18 protein-coding genes and 2 pseudogenes are annotated in these 17,238 nt (G+C 56.9%); 9 read left to right on the top strand and 11 right to left on the bottom strand.

The window, feature by feature from the left end:
* Nucleotides 1-119 precede the first annotated feature (119 nt).
* Together LOY38_RS07515 and LOY38_RS07520 are read right to left on the bottom strand one after the other, a co-directional pair.
* Nucleotides 120-443, bottom strand: coding sequence for an antibiotic biosynthesis monooxygenase (locus tag LOY38_RS07515; RefSeq protein ID WP_258699466.1), 324 nt, complete (start codon nt 441-443; stop codon nt 120-122).
* Entirely contained in the window at nt 440-1,147 is a 708-nt protein-coding gene (locus LOY38_RS07520; protein WP_258699467.1) for a CTP synthase, read from the bottom strand. Before LOY38_RS07520 ends, LOY38_RS07515 begins: the two co-directional genes overlap by 4 nt.
* A gap of 15 nt (nt 1,148-1,162) precedes the next feature.
* Between LOY38_RS07520 and LOY38_RS07525 the strand changes: the two genes are divergently transcribed.
* Nucleotides 1,163-2,104, top strand: coding sequence for a LysR family transcriptional regulator (locus LOY38_RS07525; RefSeq protein ID WP_258699468.1), 942 nt, complete (start codon nt 1,163-1,165; stop codon nt 2,102-2,104).
* Between the two features lie 6 nt (nt 2,105-2,110).
* On the opposite strand, the gene LOY38_RS07530 is transcribed toward LOY38_RS07525, so the two are convergent.
* Together LOY38_RS07530 and LOY38_RS07535 are read right to left on the bottom strand one after the other, a co-directional pair.
* Nucleotides 2,111-2,650: a DUF1003 domain-containing protein gene (locus LOY38_RS07530; protein ID WP_258699469.1), complete on the bottom strand. Its 540-nt coding sequence runs from the start codon at nt 2,648-2,650 to the stop codon at nt 2,111-2,113.
* 140 nt (nt 2,651-2,790) lie between these two features.
* Nucleotides 2,791-3,399: a TetR/AcrR family transcriptional regulator gene (locus tag LOY38_RS07535; RefSeq protein ID WP_258699470.1), complete on the bottom strand. Its 609-nt coding sequence runs from the start codon at nt 3,397-3,399 to the stop codon at nt 2,791-2,793.
* Between the two features lie 216 nt (nt 3,400-3,615).
* Here LOY38_RS07535 and LOY38_RS07540 point away from each other — a divergent pair, with 216 nt between their 5' ends.
* On the top strand, nt 3,616-4,674 hold the full coding sequence (locus tag LOY38_RS07540) for an MBL fold metallo-hydrolase (protein WP_258699471.1): 1,059 nt from the start codon (nt 3,616-3,618) through the stop codon (nt 4,672-4,674).
* A 44-nt stretch (nt 4,675-4,718) separates the two neighbouring features.
* On the opposite strand, the gene LOY38_RS07545 is transcribed toward LOY38_RS07540, so the two are convergent.
* A complete protein-coding gene (locus LOY38_RS07545) occupies nt 4,719-4,913 on the bottom strand; it encodes an XRE family transcriptional regulator (protein WP_258699472.1) in 195 nt (64 codons plus the stop codon).
* Between the two features lie 11 nt (nt 4,914-4,924).
* Nucleotides 4,925-5,242: a helix-turn-helix transcriptional regulator gene (locus LOY38_RS07550; protein WP_258700680.1), complete on the bottom strand. Its 318-nt coding sequence runs from the start codon at nt 5,240-5,242 to the stop codon at nt 4,925-4,927.
* 278 nt (nt 5,243-5,520) lie between these two features.
* Between LOY38_RS07550 and bglX the strand changes: the two genes are divergently transcribed.
* Nucleotides 5,521-7,803, top strand: a complete 2,283-nt coding sequence (gene bglX, locus LOY38_RS07555) for a beta-glucosidase BglX (RefSeq protein WP_258699473.1) — start codon at nt 5,521-5,523, stop codon at nt 7,801-7,803.
* A 187-nt stretch (nt 7,804-7,990) separates the two neighbouring features.
* On the opposite strand, the pseudogene LOY38_RS07560 reads toward bglX, so the two are convergent.
* Nucleotides 7,991-8,437: pseudogene (locus LOY38_RS07560) on the bottom strand (helix-turn-helix domain-containing protein); the annotation flags it as partial.
* Between the two features lie 5 nt (nt 8,438-8,442).
* Here LOY38_RS07560 and LOY38_RS07565 point away from each other — a divergent pair.
* The 6 genes and pseudogenes from LOY38_RS07565 to LOY38_RS07590 form a co-directional block, all read left to right on the top strand.
* A pseudogene (locus tag LOY38_RS07565) lies at nt 8,443-8,565 on the top strand (sulfite exporter TauE/SafE family protein); the annotation flags it as partial.
* A 71-nt stretch (nt 8,566-8,636) separates the two neighbouring features.
* Nucleotides 8,637-8,999: a hypothetical protein gene (locus LOY38_RS07570; RefSeq protein ID WP_258699474.1), complete on the top strand. Its 363-nt coding sequence runs from the start codon at nt 8,637-8,639 to the stop codon at nt 8,997-8,999.
* 32 nt (nt 9,000-9,031) lie between these two features.
* Nucleotides 9,032-9,721, top strand: coding sequence for a DUF6933 domain-containing protein (locus tag LOY38_RS07575; protein WP_258699475.1), 690 nt, complete (start codon nt 9,032-9,034; stop codon nt 9,719-9,721).
* An 89-nt stretch (nt 9,722-9,810) separates the two neighbouring features.
* Nucleotides 9,811-10,995 carry a hypothetical protein gene (locus LOY38_RS07580; RefSeq protein ID WP_258699476.1) on the top strand — a complete coding sequence of 395 codons (1,185 nt, stop codon included), beginning with the start codon at nt 9,811-9,813 and terminating at the stop codon, nt 10,993-10,995.
* 99 nt (nt 10,996-11,094) lie between these two features.
* Complete coding sequence (locus LOY38_RS07585) at nt 11,095-12,255, top strand: hypothetical protein (RefSeq protein ID WP_258699477.1); 1,161 nt, start codon at nt 11,095-11,097, stop codon at nt 12,253-12,255.
* Nucleotides 12,256-12,333: 78 nt separating this feature from the next.
* Nucleotides 12,334-13,515 carry a hypothetical protein gene (locus LOY38_RS07590; RefSeq protein WP_258699478.1) on the top strand — a complete coding sequence of 394 codons (1,182 nt, stop codon included), beginning with the start codon at nt 12,334-12,336 and terminating at the stop codon, nt 13,513-13,515.
* Between the two features lie 164 nt (nt 13,516-13,679).
* On the opposite strand, the gene LOY38_RS07595 is transcribed toward LOY38_RS07590, so the two are convergent.
* The 4 genes from LOY38_RS07595 to LOY38_RS07610 all read right to left on the bottom strand — a co-directional run bounded on the left by LOY38_RS07595 (nt 13,680) and on the right by LOY38_RS07610 (nt 17,185).
* A complete protein-coding gene (locus LOY38_RS07595; protein ID WP_258699479.1) occupies nt 13,680-14,633 on the bottom strand; it encodes a diguanylate cyclase in 954 nt (317 codons plus the stop codon).
* 3 nt (nt 14,634-14,636) lie between these two features.
* Nucleotides 14,637-15,650 carry a response regulator gene (locus LOY38_RS07600; protein ID WP_258699480.1) on the bottom strand — a complete coding sequence of 338 codons (1,014 nt, stop codon included), beginning with the start codon at nt 15,648-15,650 and terminating at the stop codon, nt 14,637-14,639.
* A 97-nt stretch (nt 15,651-15,747) separates the two neighbouring features.
* Nucleotides 15,748-16,737 (bottom strand): hypothetical protein, encoded by a 990-nt coding sequence (locus LOY38_RS07605; protein WP_258699481.1) that lies wholly within the window; start codon nt 16,735-16,737, stop codon nt 15,748-15,750.
* A 31-nt stretch (nt 16,738-16,768) separates the two neighbouring features.
* A complete protein-coding gene (locus LOY38_RS07610; protein ID WP_258699482.1) occupies nt 16,769-17,185 on the bottom strand; it encodes a very short patch repair endonuclease in 417 nt (138 codons plus the stop codon).
* Nucleotides 17,186-17,238: the final 53 nt, after the last annotated feature.

Consider the following 17,238-nt stretch of genomic DNA (forward strand, 5'->3'; position numbering starts at 1 on the left):
CGCTGACTTGGCTGGCCCTATCGCGAGCAGGCTCGCTCCCACATTGGTCTTGTGATCGACACCTAATCAATGTGGGAGCGAGCCTGCTCGCGATGGCGGCCTAAAACACACCGCAATTATTACTGCTCAAACAGATACGCCCGCTCAACCCTGCACACCCGCGTATGACACGCCGAATACCAGGTCGACCGCCCACGTTCCCGAATCACGCTGTGCTCGGGGTGGTGTTTCCAGGCCAGAATCGCCGCTTCGCTGGCCCAGTAAGACACCGTAATCCCGAGCCCATCCACACCCCGGGCCGATTCCACGCCAAGGAAGCCGGGTTGTTCGCGGGCCAGTTCCACCATGCGTTCGGCGGCCTGTTCATAACCGTGATCGCCGTCGGTGCGCAGCGAGGTGAAAATCACCGCGTAGTAAGGCGTTTCAGGTGCCTGGGCGATCAAGGTTTTTGCCTCGCACAGGCTTCAATCAACGCCCTGACCAACGGCGGCAGCAAGCCCTTGAGCGCGGCGCGTTCCGGCTGGAACAGTGTCGCGACAAAGAACGGATGATCTTTTAGCTCCACCGCCCGCAGGTCCCCCGCCGAATCGTGGCCAACCGCATGTAGCTGTTGCTTCAATAGCTCCCGTTCAAACTCAGGATTCACACCATAACGGCAGCGATATCCCTCACGGATCTCAGTATTTTCGTACGCCTTGGCGATCAACGAACCTTCAACCAAATGAATGCTGTCGACGGCCTCCACCAGCGCGCAGGTCAGCGGCGTGAGTAACGCCCGCGTCGCCTCGGGCGATGTCTCGCCGTGTTCGGCATCTTTCCAGCCCAGAACGTTACGGGCGAATTCGAGTACCGCGTGCTGAAAACCGCCACACGTGCCGAGGAACGGTCGCCGCTGTTCCCGGGCAAAACGGATCGCCCGTGACGCGCCATCCATGTCGCGATAAGGGCTGGCGGGTACGCACCAGAAACCATCGAAGTCACTCAGTGGCGTCTCGGCGTTGATGCAGTCGGTGGCCAGCCATTGGACCTGTATGTTCCTGCCTGAGTGTTCGGCGGCCATGCCGAGGGCGACGGGGATGGCTTGATGGGCGGTGACTTGAGGGTCGTGATCGCCGATCAGGGCGATGCGAATGGCGCTGGTTTCCATGAGTGATCTCGACGCTTGTTGATTCCTGGTGCCCACTATAGATTGGCGTTCACGCAATCAATATTGGCGTTATCCCAAGTGATCAATGCATCGATGCACTATCGGCTGGACTACCCGGATCTGTCCCTGATTCTCGCTTTGGTGCGCGGCGGCTCTCTGGCCCGGGCCTCGGCGTTGTTGAAGGTCGATGTCTCGACGGTGTTTCGCGCCGTCCGCCGACTGGAAGCAGCGCTGGGCCAGCAACTGTTCGACAAGAGCCGCGCCGGTTACTTGCCCACCACGCTGGCGCAGACTTTGGCCGAGCAGGCTGAGCGTGCCGAACAAGCGCTGGAGGCGGCGCGCATTGGCGTGGAGCAGGGCGGTGAGGTCATCAGTGGCACCGTGCGCCTGACCTGCACCGATTCGGTCCTGCAAAGTCTGCTGTTGCCGGCGCTGGCGCGGTTCATGCCGTCTTACCCGGCGCTGACCCTTGAACTCTGCACCTCCAACGACTTTGCCAACCTCAGCCGCCGCGATGCCGACATCGCCTTGCGGCTGACCCGTACGCCGCCCGAGCATTTGGTTGGCCGGCGTCTGGCGGACATTTCCTACCGGGTTTGTGCCAGTTCGACCTATCTGCAATCGGTCGATTCCCACGATCTGGCCTCATTGACCTGGATCGCCCCGGACGACTTTCTGCCCGATCACCCCACTGTTGCGTGGCGGCGTCAGCAATTGCCTGGCGTAACACCCGGTTACCGCTGCAACAGCATGTTGTCGGTGACCGAGTTGGTGCGGGCCGGGCTGGGCGTCGCGGCGTTACCGGACTTTCTGATCGGTGACGGACTGCAACCGTTGACCGAGCCTTTGCACGGTTATGACACCGCGCTGTGGTTGCTGACCCGCCCGGACTGCCGCGCGTTGCGCTCGGTGGTCACGTTGTTCGATGAGTTGGGGCAGGCGCTGAAGTTGCCTTGAGTCGGATCACGCCTTCGGTGGCTCGTTGCCTACGAAGTGTTGATGTATTTGCGACGTCAGGCTTTCGACACGCTCGGTCAGGGTCTTGGTGATTTCGGTGAGCCGGGTGTTTTGTTCCAGCAACTCCATCAGTTGCGCGGTGGTTTGCGCAGCCTGGGCCTGACGTTCACTGTTGGCGACGGCCAAGGCTTCACGGTGTCGCGCATCGGCGTCTGACTGGGCTTTGTCCCGCGCGGCCTGGCGTGTCTGGGCCAGCAAAATCAGCGGTGCGGCATAGGCCGCTTGCAGGCTGAACGCCAGGTTGAGCAGGATGAACGGGTACATATCGAAATGGGTTATACCGGACAGGTTCAGGTACATCCAGATCACCACCATCAGGGTCTGGGCGCCGAGGAAGGTCGGCGTGCCGAAGAACCGTGCAAAGGCCTCAGCGCGCAGGGCAAAACGGTCGGTACCAAAAGTAGGTGCCAGGTGAGCGTGAGGGCGATGGAAACGCAGGTGATCGACAGGGGCGGTGGCTTCGGTTTCGCGGGTCGGAGTGCTCATGATGCTCTCTGTATCGTGCTGGGACTGAGGCTCACTATAGTCGCCAGCGCCAGTTTCATTCTGAAACACATTGCGGTGTTCTATTCAGAGCGACCGATCAGCGATAACGCGGCGGACATTGTCATTTTTTACAGCTCGTTTCAGCGCTCATAACAGGCCAGGAACATGTCCAGCGCCGACTCCACCACGGTGTGCTGCATCTCGGGCGACAGGCCTGGCTGGCCCATGGAGATCTGTGGCCAGAACGCAAAGGACTTGAGCAATCCCTGGACCTGTTGCGCGGCGAGCTCAGGCGCGGCCGGTTTCAATCGACCATCGGCCTGGGCGGCGCGAATCCACACCGTCAGGTTTTCTTCGCGCTCACCCATTCGGGCGACCATGTTTTGCGCACGCTCGGGAGAATGGATGGTGGCGGCGATCGCCACCCGCGCCAGGTCGAGAAAATTCTCATCGGCCAGCATCTGCAGTTTCGTCTGCAACATCAGACGCAACTGATCGCGCAAGGGCAGGTCAGGGCGGTAGGCCGTTTCCTGTACGGCCGTCACGCGCGCCCATAATTGATTGAGGATTTCGGCAAACAACTCTTCCTTGCTCGGGAAGTGGTTGTACACCGTGCGCTTCGACACGCCAGCGGTGGCGGCGATCTTGTCCATGCTGGTGATGTCGAAACCGTTGGCACGGAATTCGGCAATCGCCGCCTGGATGATGGCTTCGCGTTTACGGTCGGTGAGGCGCTGTGGAGCTGTCATAAATACGCTTCGGCAGGAAGAAGTGGAGAATTACACTTGGTAGTTTACTTGTGATCGGCTTTGATGCAACCTAGAAACTACACTGTGCAGTGTAATGTTTTGTTAATCCTGCACAGTGAAATATAGAATCTCCGGCTGATGCGTGCGTGCCTTGGCCATTAAATCGTCCCAAGCGGAAAATCGCCAATCGTGCGGTTTTTCTGGAGTCATTCAGTCATGACCACCTCAACTTCCCCAACGGATAATGCCTCAACGCCTGAAGCGTCTCGACAGGCTCAAGGGCAGTACCGAAACCATGTGCCCGTGCAGCGCGAAGGCTTTCGCAAAACCTTGCGCATCCTGTGGAACTTCATCTTCCACAAACCGCATGACACCCGGCCGTCGGCCCCCGTCCCGGTGCAAACCCTGACCCAGGCAGCGTTGATCGCCGCGCCCAACCACAGTGTCTATCGTCTCGGCCACTCCACGGTACTGCTCAAGCTGCGGGACAAATTCTGGATCACCGATCCGGTCTTCGCCGAACGTGCCTCGCCAGTGCAATGGGCCGGCCCCAAGCGTTTCCACCAACCACCGATCAGCCTCGAAGACCTGCCGCCGATTGAAGCGGTGATCCTGTCCCACGATCACTACGACCACCTCGATTATCAGGCCGTGCTCAAACTGGCGGACAAGACCCGTTACTTCCTCACACCGCTGGGCGTGGGCGACACCCTGATCAAGTGGGGCGTCGACGCCAGCAAAGTGCGACAACTGGATTGGTGGCAGGGCACCGAGGTCGATGGCCTTCAATTCGTCGCCACACCTTCGCAACACTTTTCCGGGCGTGGCCTGTTTGACGGCAACAGCACCCTTTGGGCGTCGTGGGTGATGATCGACGGCGACACGCGAATCTTCTTCAGCGGCGACAGCGGCTACTTCGACGGCTTCAAACGCATCGGCGAACAGCACGGCCCGTTCGACCTGACGCTCATGGAAACCGGCGCTTACAACGTCGAGTGGCCACACGTGCACATGCAGCCCGAGCAAACCCTGCAAGCGCACATCGACCTTAAAGGGCGCTGGTTGCTGCCGATCCATAACGGCACCTTCGACCTGTCGATGCACGCCTGGTACGAACCCTTCGACCGTATTCTGGCGTTGGCCTGGGAGCGGAACGTGTCGATCACCACGCCGCGGATGGGCGAGGCGTTCAATGTGATGTACCCGCAACGTGGTCACACTTGGTGGCTGGGATTGGAAGGTGCAAGTGATCAGGCAACAGTGCAGAACGCTTGATGTTGTGCTGCCGGGGCGCCTGCCGTGCAAGCGCCCCGGTTTTTTTATCTGCGTTCGTCCAGTAACAGGTTTGTATATTCCGAGATTTTTGCCACGGTCAGATCGCAACATTCTCCACGGAGTATTTCGTTCAGTTCCTCCTCAGACAATCCGAGCCGATGGGCAGCCTCAGCCTGACTCAACCGACCGGTTTCGAGGAGCATGCCTATCTTCATAACGTATTCGGCTTTGGCCCGCATCTGCTGAAACCTCACTCAACCATCGCATAATCCGCCCGCCCCACCGGATCCGGTGTCGACCCCTTCACGTTCATCCCTCTCCCCGGTGCAAACCCCGGGAAAAACGCCAAACCTTGCGATTCAAACCGATACGCCAACGCCAGCCGGGTGACATCCAGCACATCTCGCTCCGCCTCGAATCGCTGAATGGCATCAATGGAAACCCCGGATTCCTCAGACAACTCTTCCACACTCCAGCCCAGCATCGCTCGGGCCTGGGCGCAGTGGGCGGGGGTGAACTGGAAGAGGGCGATACGTTCCAGGGTGATTTTCATCGCAAGAGAGGCCATGGTGTTCTCCGGGTTCGAAAGTGGCGATTCGATAAGGTACTGTGTTTTTGTACAGTTGTTTTGAGTCCGGATCAAACTCATTTTTTTGATCGATTCTCTTTTTATGCTCAGGCAGGGGCGCTGGAGCGACTACGCTACTTCTATGCGGGCTCCTGAACGCCCAATGGGTTTTCAATACCGTCAGCAGCAATGATTGAACGTCAGCCTTCTGATCTTCAATGCAGGAAAGGTGGCGTTTCAAAAGCAGTGCGCCACAGCGTTATGCGGGGAAGGGAATCATGAAAAGACTACGTCTGCTATGTGCCCTGATCAGTTTTACAACTCTGCCGGTCCTGGCCGATACGGTATCGCCAAACAAAGATGCCTTTGTCACCAACCTCATCAATCAGATGACCCTCGACGAAAAAATCGGCCAACTGCGGCTGATCGCTATCGATGAAAAAATGACCCCCGAAAGGATTTACCAGGAGATCACAGCCGGGCGAATCGGGGGGACGTATGGCTCTGTAAGCCGTTACATCAACCGCCCCATGCAGGACGCGGCTCAACAAAGCCGTTTGAAAATACCGATGTTTTTCGGCTGGGACGTGATACACGGTCATCGAACCATTTTTCCCATCGGCCTGGCCCTGGCCTCCAGCTGGGATATGGACGCCATCGAGTTGAGCGGTCGAACGGCGGCGAAAGAAGCCAGCGCTGACGGTATCGATCTGACCTTTGCACCGATGATAGATGTCGCCCGTGATCCTCGCTGGGGACGTACATCCGAAGGCTTCGGTGAAGACACCTATCTGGTTTCGCGCATTGCCAAAGTGATGGTTCAGGCCTACCAGGGCCAAAGCCTGAATGCACCCGACAGCATCATGGCCAGCGCCAAACACTTCGCGTTGTATGGTGCTGTCGAGGGTGGACGCGACTACAACAGCGTCGACATGGGCCTGGCCAGGATGTACCAGGACTACCTGCCACCTTATCGTTCGGCGATCGAGGGTGGCGCGGGAGCGGTGATGGCGGCGCTTAACTCGATAAATGGTGTGCCGGCAGCGGCCAATGCATGGTTGATGCAAGACCTGCTTCGCAAAGCATGGGGCTTCAAGGGGCTGGTCATCAGCGACCATAACGGGGTCACCGATCTGGTTCAGCATGGTGTTGCGAGGGATCATCGCGAAGCGGCCAGGCTCGCCATCAGGGCCGGCATTGATATGAGCATGAACGACTCCTCCTACGGTCCGGAGCTACCCGGGCTGCTTGAGTCTGGCGCTGTTTCCCAGAACAATATCGATGACGCGGTGCGGGAAGTCCTGGGTGCCAAGTACGACATGGGGCTGTTCGAAGACCCTTATCGGCGCATCGGCATTGCCAGTGAAGACCCCGCTGATACCAACGACGAAAACCGTCTGCACAGAGCGCAGGCCCGTGAAGTGGCACGCAAGACGTTGGTGCTGCTGAAGAATGAAAACGGGCTCTTGCCGCTAAAAAAAGAGGCGGCGATTGCGCTCATCGGCCCGTTGGCAAAAAGTGCCGTCGACATCATGGGCAGTTGGTCTGCAAGCGGCGTGGCCTCGCAATCGGTGACGATCTACGACGGGCTGAAAAACGCTATGGATAAGGGCTCGCTGATCTATGCCCGAGGCGCCAATCTCACGGAGGATCCTGAGGTCGTTGATTATCTGGGAGTGTTCGAAGTCAAGAACGACGCTCGCCCGGCAGCAGAAATGATTGACGAAGCGGTCAAGGCCGCAGAGCAAGCCGATGTTGTGATTGCAGTGGTGGGCGAGCCCCGCAGCATGTCCCATGAAGCAGCCAGTCGAACCAGCCTCGATCTGCCAGGGCGCCAGAGTGAATTGATCACCGCCCTGAAAGCCACCGGCAAGCCGCTGGTCCTGGTATTGATGAACGGTCGGCCACTGTCCATCGGCAAGGAGCAGAAACAGGCCGACGCGATTCTGGAAACCTGGTACAGCGGCTCCGAGGGGGGCAATGCCGTTGCCGATGTCTTGTTCGGCGACTACAACCCGTCGGGCAAGTTACCCATCACCTTTCCACGCTCCGTGGGGCAGATCCCGAGTTACTACAGCCACTTGAACACCGGTCGCCCCTACCTGCCAGGTGCGCCTCGCAACTACACGTCTCAATATTTCGATCAATCCTATGGTCCGCTGTATCCCTTCGGCTATGGGCTGAGTTATACCGATTTCAGCCTGACCGACATGGCCCTGTCTTCGACCACACTGAATAAGACCGAGAACCTCGTCGCCAGCATCATGGTGAAAAATACCGGCCAGCGCGACGGCGAAACAGTGGTTCAGCTGTATATCCGCGATGTCGTCGGCTCCGTCAGCCGCCCGGTCAAAGAACTGAAGAACTTTCAAAAAATCATGCTCAAGGCCGGAGAGGAGAAAGCGGTCCATTTCAGCATTGGTGAGAACGACTTGAAGTTCTTCAACGCCCAGCTGGAATACACCGCCGAGCCGGGCGAGTTCCGGGTGCAAATCGGTCTGGATTCCCAGGATGTGAAGGAGCAGAGTTTTGAGTTGCTGTCAGAACAAGGCAATGGCTAAGGCCGCTCAGTCAAGACAATGAAGTGCCAAGCGCAGAACCTGTGGCGAGGGGGCAGCCCAAATGCCTATCAGCTAAGGTGCACAACTTGTGGGAGCGAGCCTGCTCGCGATGACGGCGGTACATTCAGCATCCATGTTGGCTGACCCGCCGCTATCGCGAGCAGGCTCGCTCCCACATGGATTGCGTTTAACTGACTGGCATCAGCAGCCGCGACCTCTCTATTTCGCCCCCCTCCAACCAAACGGACGGTGCCTGCCCCAGCACACGACGAAACATCGTCGAGAACGCCACCGGGCTGTCGTAGCCAAAATCAAAAGCAATCCGCGTCACCGGCGTACCCACCGCCAGCCGCGCCAACGCCAGCACCACACAAGCCCGCTGCCGCCATTGGCTGAAACTCAGGCCGGTCTGTTGACGGAACAGACGATTGAACGTACGCAGGCTGATATGCAACTGATCGGCCCATTGTTGCGGCGATTGATGAGTGTTCGGTTGCTGGAGAAACGCCTGACACAACCCGAGCAGTCGCGAATCCATGGGCAACGGAATGTGCAACGGCAAGTGAGCGCTGCGGGCCAGTTCATGCAGCAGCAAGTCGATCAACGCACCGTCGCGCCCGGCCTCGTCGTATTCCTGCGCTTGGGTCGCTGGTGGGGATTCGGCTGGCTACGCCGTGGATCGGGCGGATACCGGATCGGGTGCATGCGTGGGTTTATAGTGGTTTGCTGGTGGTGGTGATGCTGAGTATGTGCGCCAAGTAAGGTTGGAATCTGTGGGCTTATTCGCAAGAATAGGCCTTTGCATTATTTAACATTTCACGTAGGAGAACGTCATGCCGATCCTCGAAAGCGACTGGAAGAAATTCAAGGAATTGCGCGAGATTGCGCTCGATCGTTTCTGCCTGGGTGTGCTCGCCGATGCCGAAACCATCGCCCAGCACAGTGCGCTGTCGCCTCACGCCCGGTACAGAATGCTCTACCGTCTCACCCGTGATCGGGACAAAGATATCGTTCATACCTTCGACCTCTGTAGCCGTTCCAGTGCGCTCATGGCTTTGAGAATGATGGTCATGCATGATCTGTTGACCGACGCGGAATTATCTATCCTCAGCGAAGAAACGCGTGAAAAAATTTCCGGTGTTATTCGTCAGCCTTACGAGCTTGAGTGGGTTGAAGAGATCGTGCGACCAGACTGAGCGACATAACCCTATTAATCAAAGGATCAGGGATGTTGATCTTCAACTGCACCGAAGCGGCCAGCACCTTCTTCAGCCGCGTCCACAAGGGCAAGAAAATGACTCCCGTGGAGAAACCGCCATCGTTCGTTATCGAGGACGATGAGCAGGGTGACTCAGCCGAACAGTGGCTGGTCCACGCCATCACCGTTCAACGCAAGCACGTGTTGTTCGTCATCCATGTGGAAACCCGTTATTGCATGATTTTCGCGGACGCGAAAAAGGCTGACGTGGAAGGTTTTGTTCAACGGTTTGCCGAGCGATGGATCAATGGCCTGATACGCCATGCGGGGCAGAACGATATCCTGCAGTGGGTTAACGATGAGCCGATGATGGAGCGTTTCCAGGAAAACTGCGGCCAGTACACGTTTTACAAACGCGGTCATCGCGGTGCGCAAAAACACATCAACGAGATCGCCTGGATTTTTGAGGATTGCGCCGCGGAATGGGGATCTCTGCCTTCGGACGAATACTCGGCTGGCCGTTTCGATGGTGATATGAACTACACCCTGAGAGGCGGTAAAGGGCACAAGGACTATTACTTTCCGGATGAGGAAATGATGGTCCATTGGTTACGCCAGTACTGCGGCCTCGACGAGTCAGGCATACAGGCTGCGCGTGATCGGCGCAAAGAAGTGAGACGGGAAACTCGAGAACTGATGCATCAGTTTGATCAGGGTTGATTAGACCATATCGATTCTTGGACGCTGCTTCGCCATAATCCGTGCCACGATTTCACGAGTAGACGCTCGCTTCTTTCAAGGATGTTTTGATGTTCAAAGGATTGTTACGCCTGGCGCCAGTCGCCACGCTGTTACTCATGCTGTGTTCCACTGCTCATGCCGAGGACGGGAGACGAGTGTTCACCGGCACCCTGGGCAAGATGCCGATCGTGCTGGAACTCAACACCAACCAGCCGGACGAAGTCACCGGCCGCTACTTCTATGAGAAATACCATCGCGACCTGGAACTGAGCGGCTCGCTGCAAGAAAAGACCCTGACGTTAACCGAAGGCAACAACCGCTACAGCGAAGACAAACCCCAGCCAACCCTGAAGTTGCAAGAAACGGCCAACGGCTGGCAAGGCGAATGGAAAGGCCCCAAGGGCAAAGTTCTGCAAATGCAATTGACCGAGGCCAAGATCCCGGCACCGGCTGCAGACGTCTTGCCCTTCATCGCCGCGCTGCCGAAAAGCGACCCTTACGAATATCTGCGCTTGCAAGGCTTGAAACTCAAACCGGGCAAGAAAGAGTCCTTCATGGGCTACGACCTGCAATGGTGGACGGAGCCCGCGTCCGGTCTCTCCATGTTCAGCATCGAGTCCGGCTACCCGAAAGCTGACCAGCAGCGGATCAATCAGCAATTGTTGGAGCGGCTCTGGAGCGAAGTCATCAACTACCACGGCTGCTTGCTGGGAGGTAGGGAATTTGCCGAGTTCGACCAAGGTGTCGCCCCCCAATTCCTATCGCCCGATGTGGTCAGCCTGAACATCTCCACCGGCTACAGCTGCGGCGGCGCTCACCCGGATTTTGGCAATTCGCCGATTAACCTCGACGTTCACACCGGTCATAGCCTGTCGCTGGAAGACGTGCTGTGGATTGGCCAAGGCAAGCCGCTGCTGCATGCCGACCGCTACGGCGCTGGCGATACATCCTTGACCGAGGAAGAGAGCAACGCACGATTCACCTATCAGCGCGAAGTGTTCGTACCATGGCTGATCAAGCAATTCAGCGCGCTGTACCCCGATGAAATGCAGAAGCCGGCGGACGAGGAAGGCTGCGACTACACCGACGAAAGCGTTTGGGGTTATTCCAACTGGCACTTCACCGCAAAAGGCCTGTACCTGGGACCGTACTTCGCCCGCATACAACGCAATTGCGATGATCCGGGCTGGTCAGTGCTGCCGTACGCCGTGGTCAAGCAACATCCCGGCGGCGTGGCTGTGCAACTTCCCTGAGGTTGGGTTACATAAGTATTGCGGACTTGGTGCGTATGGCTTCAAGCAGCACCTGGTCATCCCCCACGAGCATGTGCTCGTTTATACAAGGATGATGTTATGTTCAAAGGACTGTTTCGTCTGACCGGCATTGTCGCGCTGGCGTGCACAACTTTTTCTACCGCGCTGTGGGCTGAAAACGGTACTCAGGTCTACACCGGAACCGTGGGCAAATCGCCGATTGTGCTGGAGGTGAACGCCAACGGCGGTGAGGGGCGGTACTTTTATCAGAAGTACCGCAAGGACTTGGTGCTCACCGGCAAAAAAGAAGGCGAAATCCTGGTCCTTGACGAAGGAAACCAGCGGTATGGTGAGGATACAGCCCTCCCGCAAATTCGCTTGCAACCCAAGCCCAACGGCTGGTCCGGCGAATGGACCAGCCCTCAGGGCAAAGTCCTCAAGGTCGAGTTGCAGCAAGCCACTCTCCCGCCAGTGTCCGCCGACACCTTGCCTTATCTCGCAGCACTCCATGAAAACTCGCCTTACGAATATTTGCGGCTTCAAGGCATGAAGCTCAAACCAGGAAAGACTGAAACGTTCAACGGCTACTCACTGCAATGGTGGAGCGAGCCGCAAACAAAGACGACGCTGTTTGAAGTCGTTTCGGGCTACGCCACTGAAGAGCGTCAGCGCATCAATCAACAGTTGATGGGGCGCTTGTGGCAGGAAGTGGTGGGTTATTACGGATGTCTCGCTGGCGGTGGCGTGAACTTCTACTACCAAACGATCAAACCGGTGTTGATGACGCCTTCGGTCATCAGCGTGAACATTGGTACTGAGTACAACTGTGGCGGCGCTTACCCGGATCAGAACGATGTACCGCTTAACCTCGATGCCAAGACCGGCAAGCCCTTGGTGCTTGAGGATATTCTTTGGATAGGGGAGGGCAAACCCCTGCATTACGAAGAACTCTATGGAGAAAGCGACCAATCACCTGACACGTTCACCGCGTTTTCTGCGTACCGTTCCAACGAGCTCGCGCCATGGCTGGTGGCGCAGCTCAGTAAGCTTTATCCAGATCAAATGACCAGTGATGAGGATTGTGCCTACAGTGACGAAGACCGGTGGCGTTACCTGTCTTGGTACTTCACTGAAAACGGTATCAAGCTAGAGCCATCATTTGCTCATGTAGACGCTTCATGTGGGCATGTTGAATGGAGCGTCCTGCCTTACAACCTCATCAAACAACACCCCGGTGGTGTAGCGGTGCAACTGCCTTGAGGCTGGGTTACGTATGGCTTTCAAGCCGCACCTGGCTATCTCCCGCGAGCACGCGTTCATTTATACAAGGATGATTTGATGTTCAAGGGGCTGTGGCGTTTGATCGGCATTGTTGTGCTGGTGTGCTCAACCTTTTCTACTGCGCTGGGGGCCGACGGTGGCAAGCAGGTTTACATCGGAACGTTAGGCCAATCGCCGATAGTGTTGGAGATGAACACCCATAACCCTGATGGCGTGAGTGGGCGTTACTTCTACCAAAAATACCGCAAGGACTTAATGCTCAGTGGCAGTAAGGACGGCGAGACGCTGGTAGTCGATGAGGGTAACGATAGCGATCATGAGGACACGCCGCGCCCGAAAATTCGTCTTCGGCCCACGCCCAATGGCTTGTCTGGGGAATGGACCAGCCCCCAAGGCAAAGCCCTGAAGATAGAATTACTGCAAGCAAAACTACCACCGGTTCCTGCTGGTACTTTGCCTTATCTCGCTATGCTTCATGACGTGACGCCTTATGAGTACTTGCGCCTGCAAGGTATGAAACTCAAACAAGGCAAGACCGAAACCTTCATGGGCTACACACTGCAATGGTGGAGCGAGCCGCAATCCAGGATGTCGATGTTTGAAGTGGTCTCGGGTTACACCGCCGAAGAGCAGCAACGCATCAATCAGCAGTTGATGGGGCGTTTGTGGCAGCAAGTCGTCATCTTCCATGATTGCCTCACCCAGGTCGGCATGAACACCTATAGCCAAACGGCCGATCCGTTGTGGATGTCACCCTCGGTGATCAGCGTGAACATCAGGGCCGAGTCCAACTGTGGCGGGTCTTATTCCGATGAGGACGACATGCCATTCAATCTCGAAGCCAAGACCGGCAAGACCCTGGCGCTGGAAGATGTGCTTTGGATAGGACGGGGCGAGCCGAAGCATTACGAACTAAGCGAGCTCGACGACAAGGCGTCCTATGATGCTTATCTCGCCTATTCCGAATACCGCACCAAAGAATTGGCACCGTGGCTGGTGGGTCAATTGCGTACGCTCTATCCCGAGCAAGTCACCAGCTCGACTGATCGAAATGATGATTGCGTCTACGGTGAAGAGCAGTCGTGGATCTTCCCTTCCTGGTATTTCACCGACAAAGGCATCAAGTTGCTGCCTGCATTTGCCCACAACCAAGCCATGTGCCGAAACGTGGAATGGAGCATCCTGCCGTACAACCTGATCAAACAACACGCTGGGCATGTGGCATTGAAGTTGCCCTGACGCTGAATTACTTATCCGCCAACCCCGGCGCTTCCCGAATAATGAAGTGATCCAGGTTCTCGATATTGGCACTGAACACCCCGAACGTCTGTTCGGGGTTTTTCATGCTCGGCACCTGCTTCAACGCTCTTGTCCGCCGCCACCGTTGGGTTGGGCTGCTTTATTTACTCATACACCGTCACCCGATTGCGCCCGACCTTCTTCGACGCATACAGCGCGTGGTCCGCCCAGGTGATCAGGTCGGTGTAGTTGGTCGAGGGCTGACTCAGATCGGCCACCCCCAGGCTGATGGTGAAACGGATGCTCTGGCCGTTGTGCAGCACTTCCAGTTCTTCGATTGCCTTACGCAGACGCTCGGCGAAATCCCGTGCACCGCTCTTGTCGGTGTCTGAAAGCACCACGGCGAACTCTTCACCGCCATAACGCCCGGCCACATCGGTGTCGCGCACATGCTCACGGACCAGCCTGGCGACTTGCTCGATGACCTTGTCGCCCGCCTGGTGACCATAGGTGTCGTTGACCCGCTTGAAGTGGTCGATATCGAACATCACCAGGCTGGTGGCATTGCCATAGCGCTGGTGCCGGGCATAGGCGACTTTCAGGTTTTCTTCCCAATGACCACGGTTGTACAGCCCCGTCAGCCGATCAGTACTGGAGAGTTGTTGCAGTTGCGCATTGGCGGCCTGGAGCTGATGCCGGTTGGCGGCGACGTCGGTGACGTCATAGATCACCAGGCAGATATGGTTGATTTTGCTGTCGGTGGAGCGCAGCGGGAACAACGTGGTGTTCTGGTACATGAACGCTTCCTGGCCGGTGATCGGCTGGTAGTTCTTGAACCGCACCAAATACGGGCGCTGCTCCCAGACAGTGAACGCTGGCGTGCCCAGGGTCACGACGCTTTCCACCTTGCGGCGGAACCATTGGCGGTCGATTTCGGGAAACAGATTGAAGAAATACTGATTGTGAGCATCCTTGGGCTGTACCCCGGAGCGGTTCTCCATGAAGGCGTTCCAGACCTGCACGCAGTAGTCGCGGTCGAGCACCACCACACCGACGTCGATGCTCTGGACGATCGCCAGCAACCAGTGAAACTCGTTCAGATCGATAGGATCGTTCATGGCTCAATTCATCAAGTAGGCGAGTTTGTGGGTCAACCGCTCGATTGAGTCTTCCGTGAACAGCAACAATAGGTCGAAACGAATGTCATGCCCTTCCAGGCTATAGCTGATTTCCACCGCCAGGGTCTTTTTCCAGCGCTTGTGATTGACCCGGATCAGCTCATCGATGGCCGCGTGCTGGCCGAGGATCTGCGGGTGACCTTGAGAAAACGCCACATCGATCTGTTCGGCAATGCTGCTCAGGCAAGCACCGATCAGAACGCTGGAGAGGTCCAGCAGCATTTCCAGGTCTGAATAGTCGGCGCTCTGGCGTTGCATCAATTGCGCGATGTCAGCGATTTCCGAGTCGTGAAACATCAGCAGGGCTTCGCCGGCAATGCCACTGCCGATAAAACCCTGGCAGATGGCCGTGAGTTGCTTGCGACTGCTGGCATCGGTCAGCGCCATGTGCAACTCGCCGACCTCGAGGATGTTCACGTTCGGTACCGGCAACTGCACAAAGACGCCCAACACCTTGGCGATCAGGGCGGCCGCCCGGCCGATGGCAACGTTGACCGTTTCACGGAACACATCGTGAAAACTGATGACGGTGTTCGCCGCCGGACGACTCCCCAGCGACGCCTGGCCAGATTCCGTCAGTAGCCCTAGCTGACTGAGTGTCTGGCGCAGCTCGTGTTCGTCGAAAGGCTTTTTCAGAAACGCCAGCGCACCCAGCTCACGCACGCGACGCACCGCTTCTTCCTGAACGTCACCAGAGATCACGATGACGTGCGCCTTCAATCCTTCGGCGCGCAAGGCGCTCAACACCTGATAACCATCCATCTTCGGCATGGTCAGGTCGAGCAGCACCACCTGCCCCAACCCCCGGCGTATGGCCTCCATTGCCTGATGACCATTACCGGCCTCGGTGACCGACACCGGCCAATCCGCCGGCAGTGCCCGTAATACTTGCTTACGAGCCATGCTGGAGTCGTCACAGACCAGTAGGGGAATCACTGACACAGATAAGCCACTCATCAGGGAAAATACTAGCGGCATCATGTCACAAGCTTACAAAGGCCACCTAACAAACGAGGTCTTACTAAGGACGACGTCCGGCAGGGTGGGCGAATGACTATTTACTCGCCAACCCCGGCGCTTCACGAATGATGAAGTGGTCCAGGTTCTCGATATTGGCACTGAACACGCCGAACGTCTGCTCGGGGTTTTTCTTGCTCGGCACCTGCTTCAACTCCGGCGTCACGCCATAAAAGAAGCAATACAACTGCGCGTCACTGTCGACGGCGTGCTTGATCTCTTCCAGAAACGCTTTGCGCTTGCGGTAGTTGTCGATCAGCTTCTTGCTCAGATAAACGTTGACCGAATAAGGCTTCTTCTTCGCCTCGCCCGGTTGCTTGACCCAGACCTTTTGTTCGAAATCGATGCGAAAGCTCTGCGTGTAATCCTTGATCTCCTTGATCTTGCCCCAGTAAATCAGCCCCTTGTTGTCCTGCAGGTATTCGATCTTCTTGAAGAACGACCCATAAGGCGCCGTGTGCTCGCCAATCTTCAGCGGCATACGCTTGAGCAGATCCTTGTCCTCGAAGTTCGACACAAAACACTCCACCGGATGGGCGAAGACACTGGTCTTGTCCGGCGCCGACTCCCGGCTCGGATGCTCGACGTTACTGGCCGCTGAAGTGGGTGTTGGGTCATCCCGCATGACATCCGCCGCCACCGCCGGGTTGGACGGCTTGCGCACATACTCACGTCGAGTCAGCAACAACTCCGACGGGAAATGCTCCTCCCGACTGTCATCCGATTCCGCCCCGTCCGCCTCCAGGCCCGACGCCGGCGTTTTCAGGCTGACATAAGGACAACCCTCGACATGCCGGGTGCTGGGGATGTTCTTGAAGTGCGGCGTGCGTACGTAATTCACATTCTTGGCGTTGAATGTTCCCAGCACATTCGCCGCATCAAAGGCCGCCCTGCAATTGTCATTGGGGCACTGGAAATGCTCCTTGGCGGAATCGAACTCCATCGTCTCGTCGAAATTCAAATCACGCACGTCATAGATCGACAGCTTGTCGTCGAGGCTGAGGCAGTAGGCGAGGTCGAATTTCATGGTGGGGCTCTAAGTCCTTTAGGTAAGGCGTCTATTCGAGGTGGGTGGTGAGCATTTGAATTTTTTCTTTGATGCGGTCGAGGTCTTTTAACTCGCACTCCCAAATCACATCCACCCGCCAATCCATCAGCTTTAATCGGTTGATGCATCGCTCGTCACGGCTAGCGTTAGTTCCGAACTTCGTTGCCCAGTAATCGGGGCGGGTTTTAGGCGTCGATGTGTATTTGCACCCGTGTTGATGCCAAAAACAGCCATGAACAAAAAGACATAGCCGATATTTTGGGAACACTAGATCGGGTGTGCCTGGCAGATCTCGCCGATGAAGTCGAAACCTCAGCCCCATCGCGTGGCACAAGGACCGAACGACCATCTCTGGTTTCGTATTCTTGCTCTTTACCTGCGCCATGATCTTGGATCGCTGTTCTGGTGTGACTTTATCAGCGCACATTCAGATTTGCCCTCTCGACTGCCATGCATCTTGGGAGAGCATGCTAACGGTGT

It is taken from the genome of Pseudomonas sp. B21-015, assembly GCF_024749285.1.
Classification (GTDB): Bacteria; Pseudomonadota; Gammaproteobacteria; order Pseudomonadales; family Pseudomonadaceae; genus Aquipseudomonas.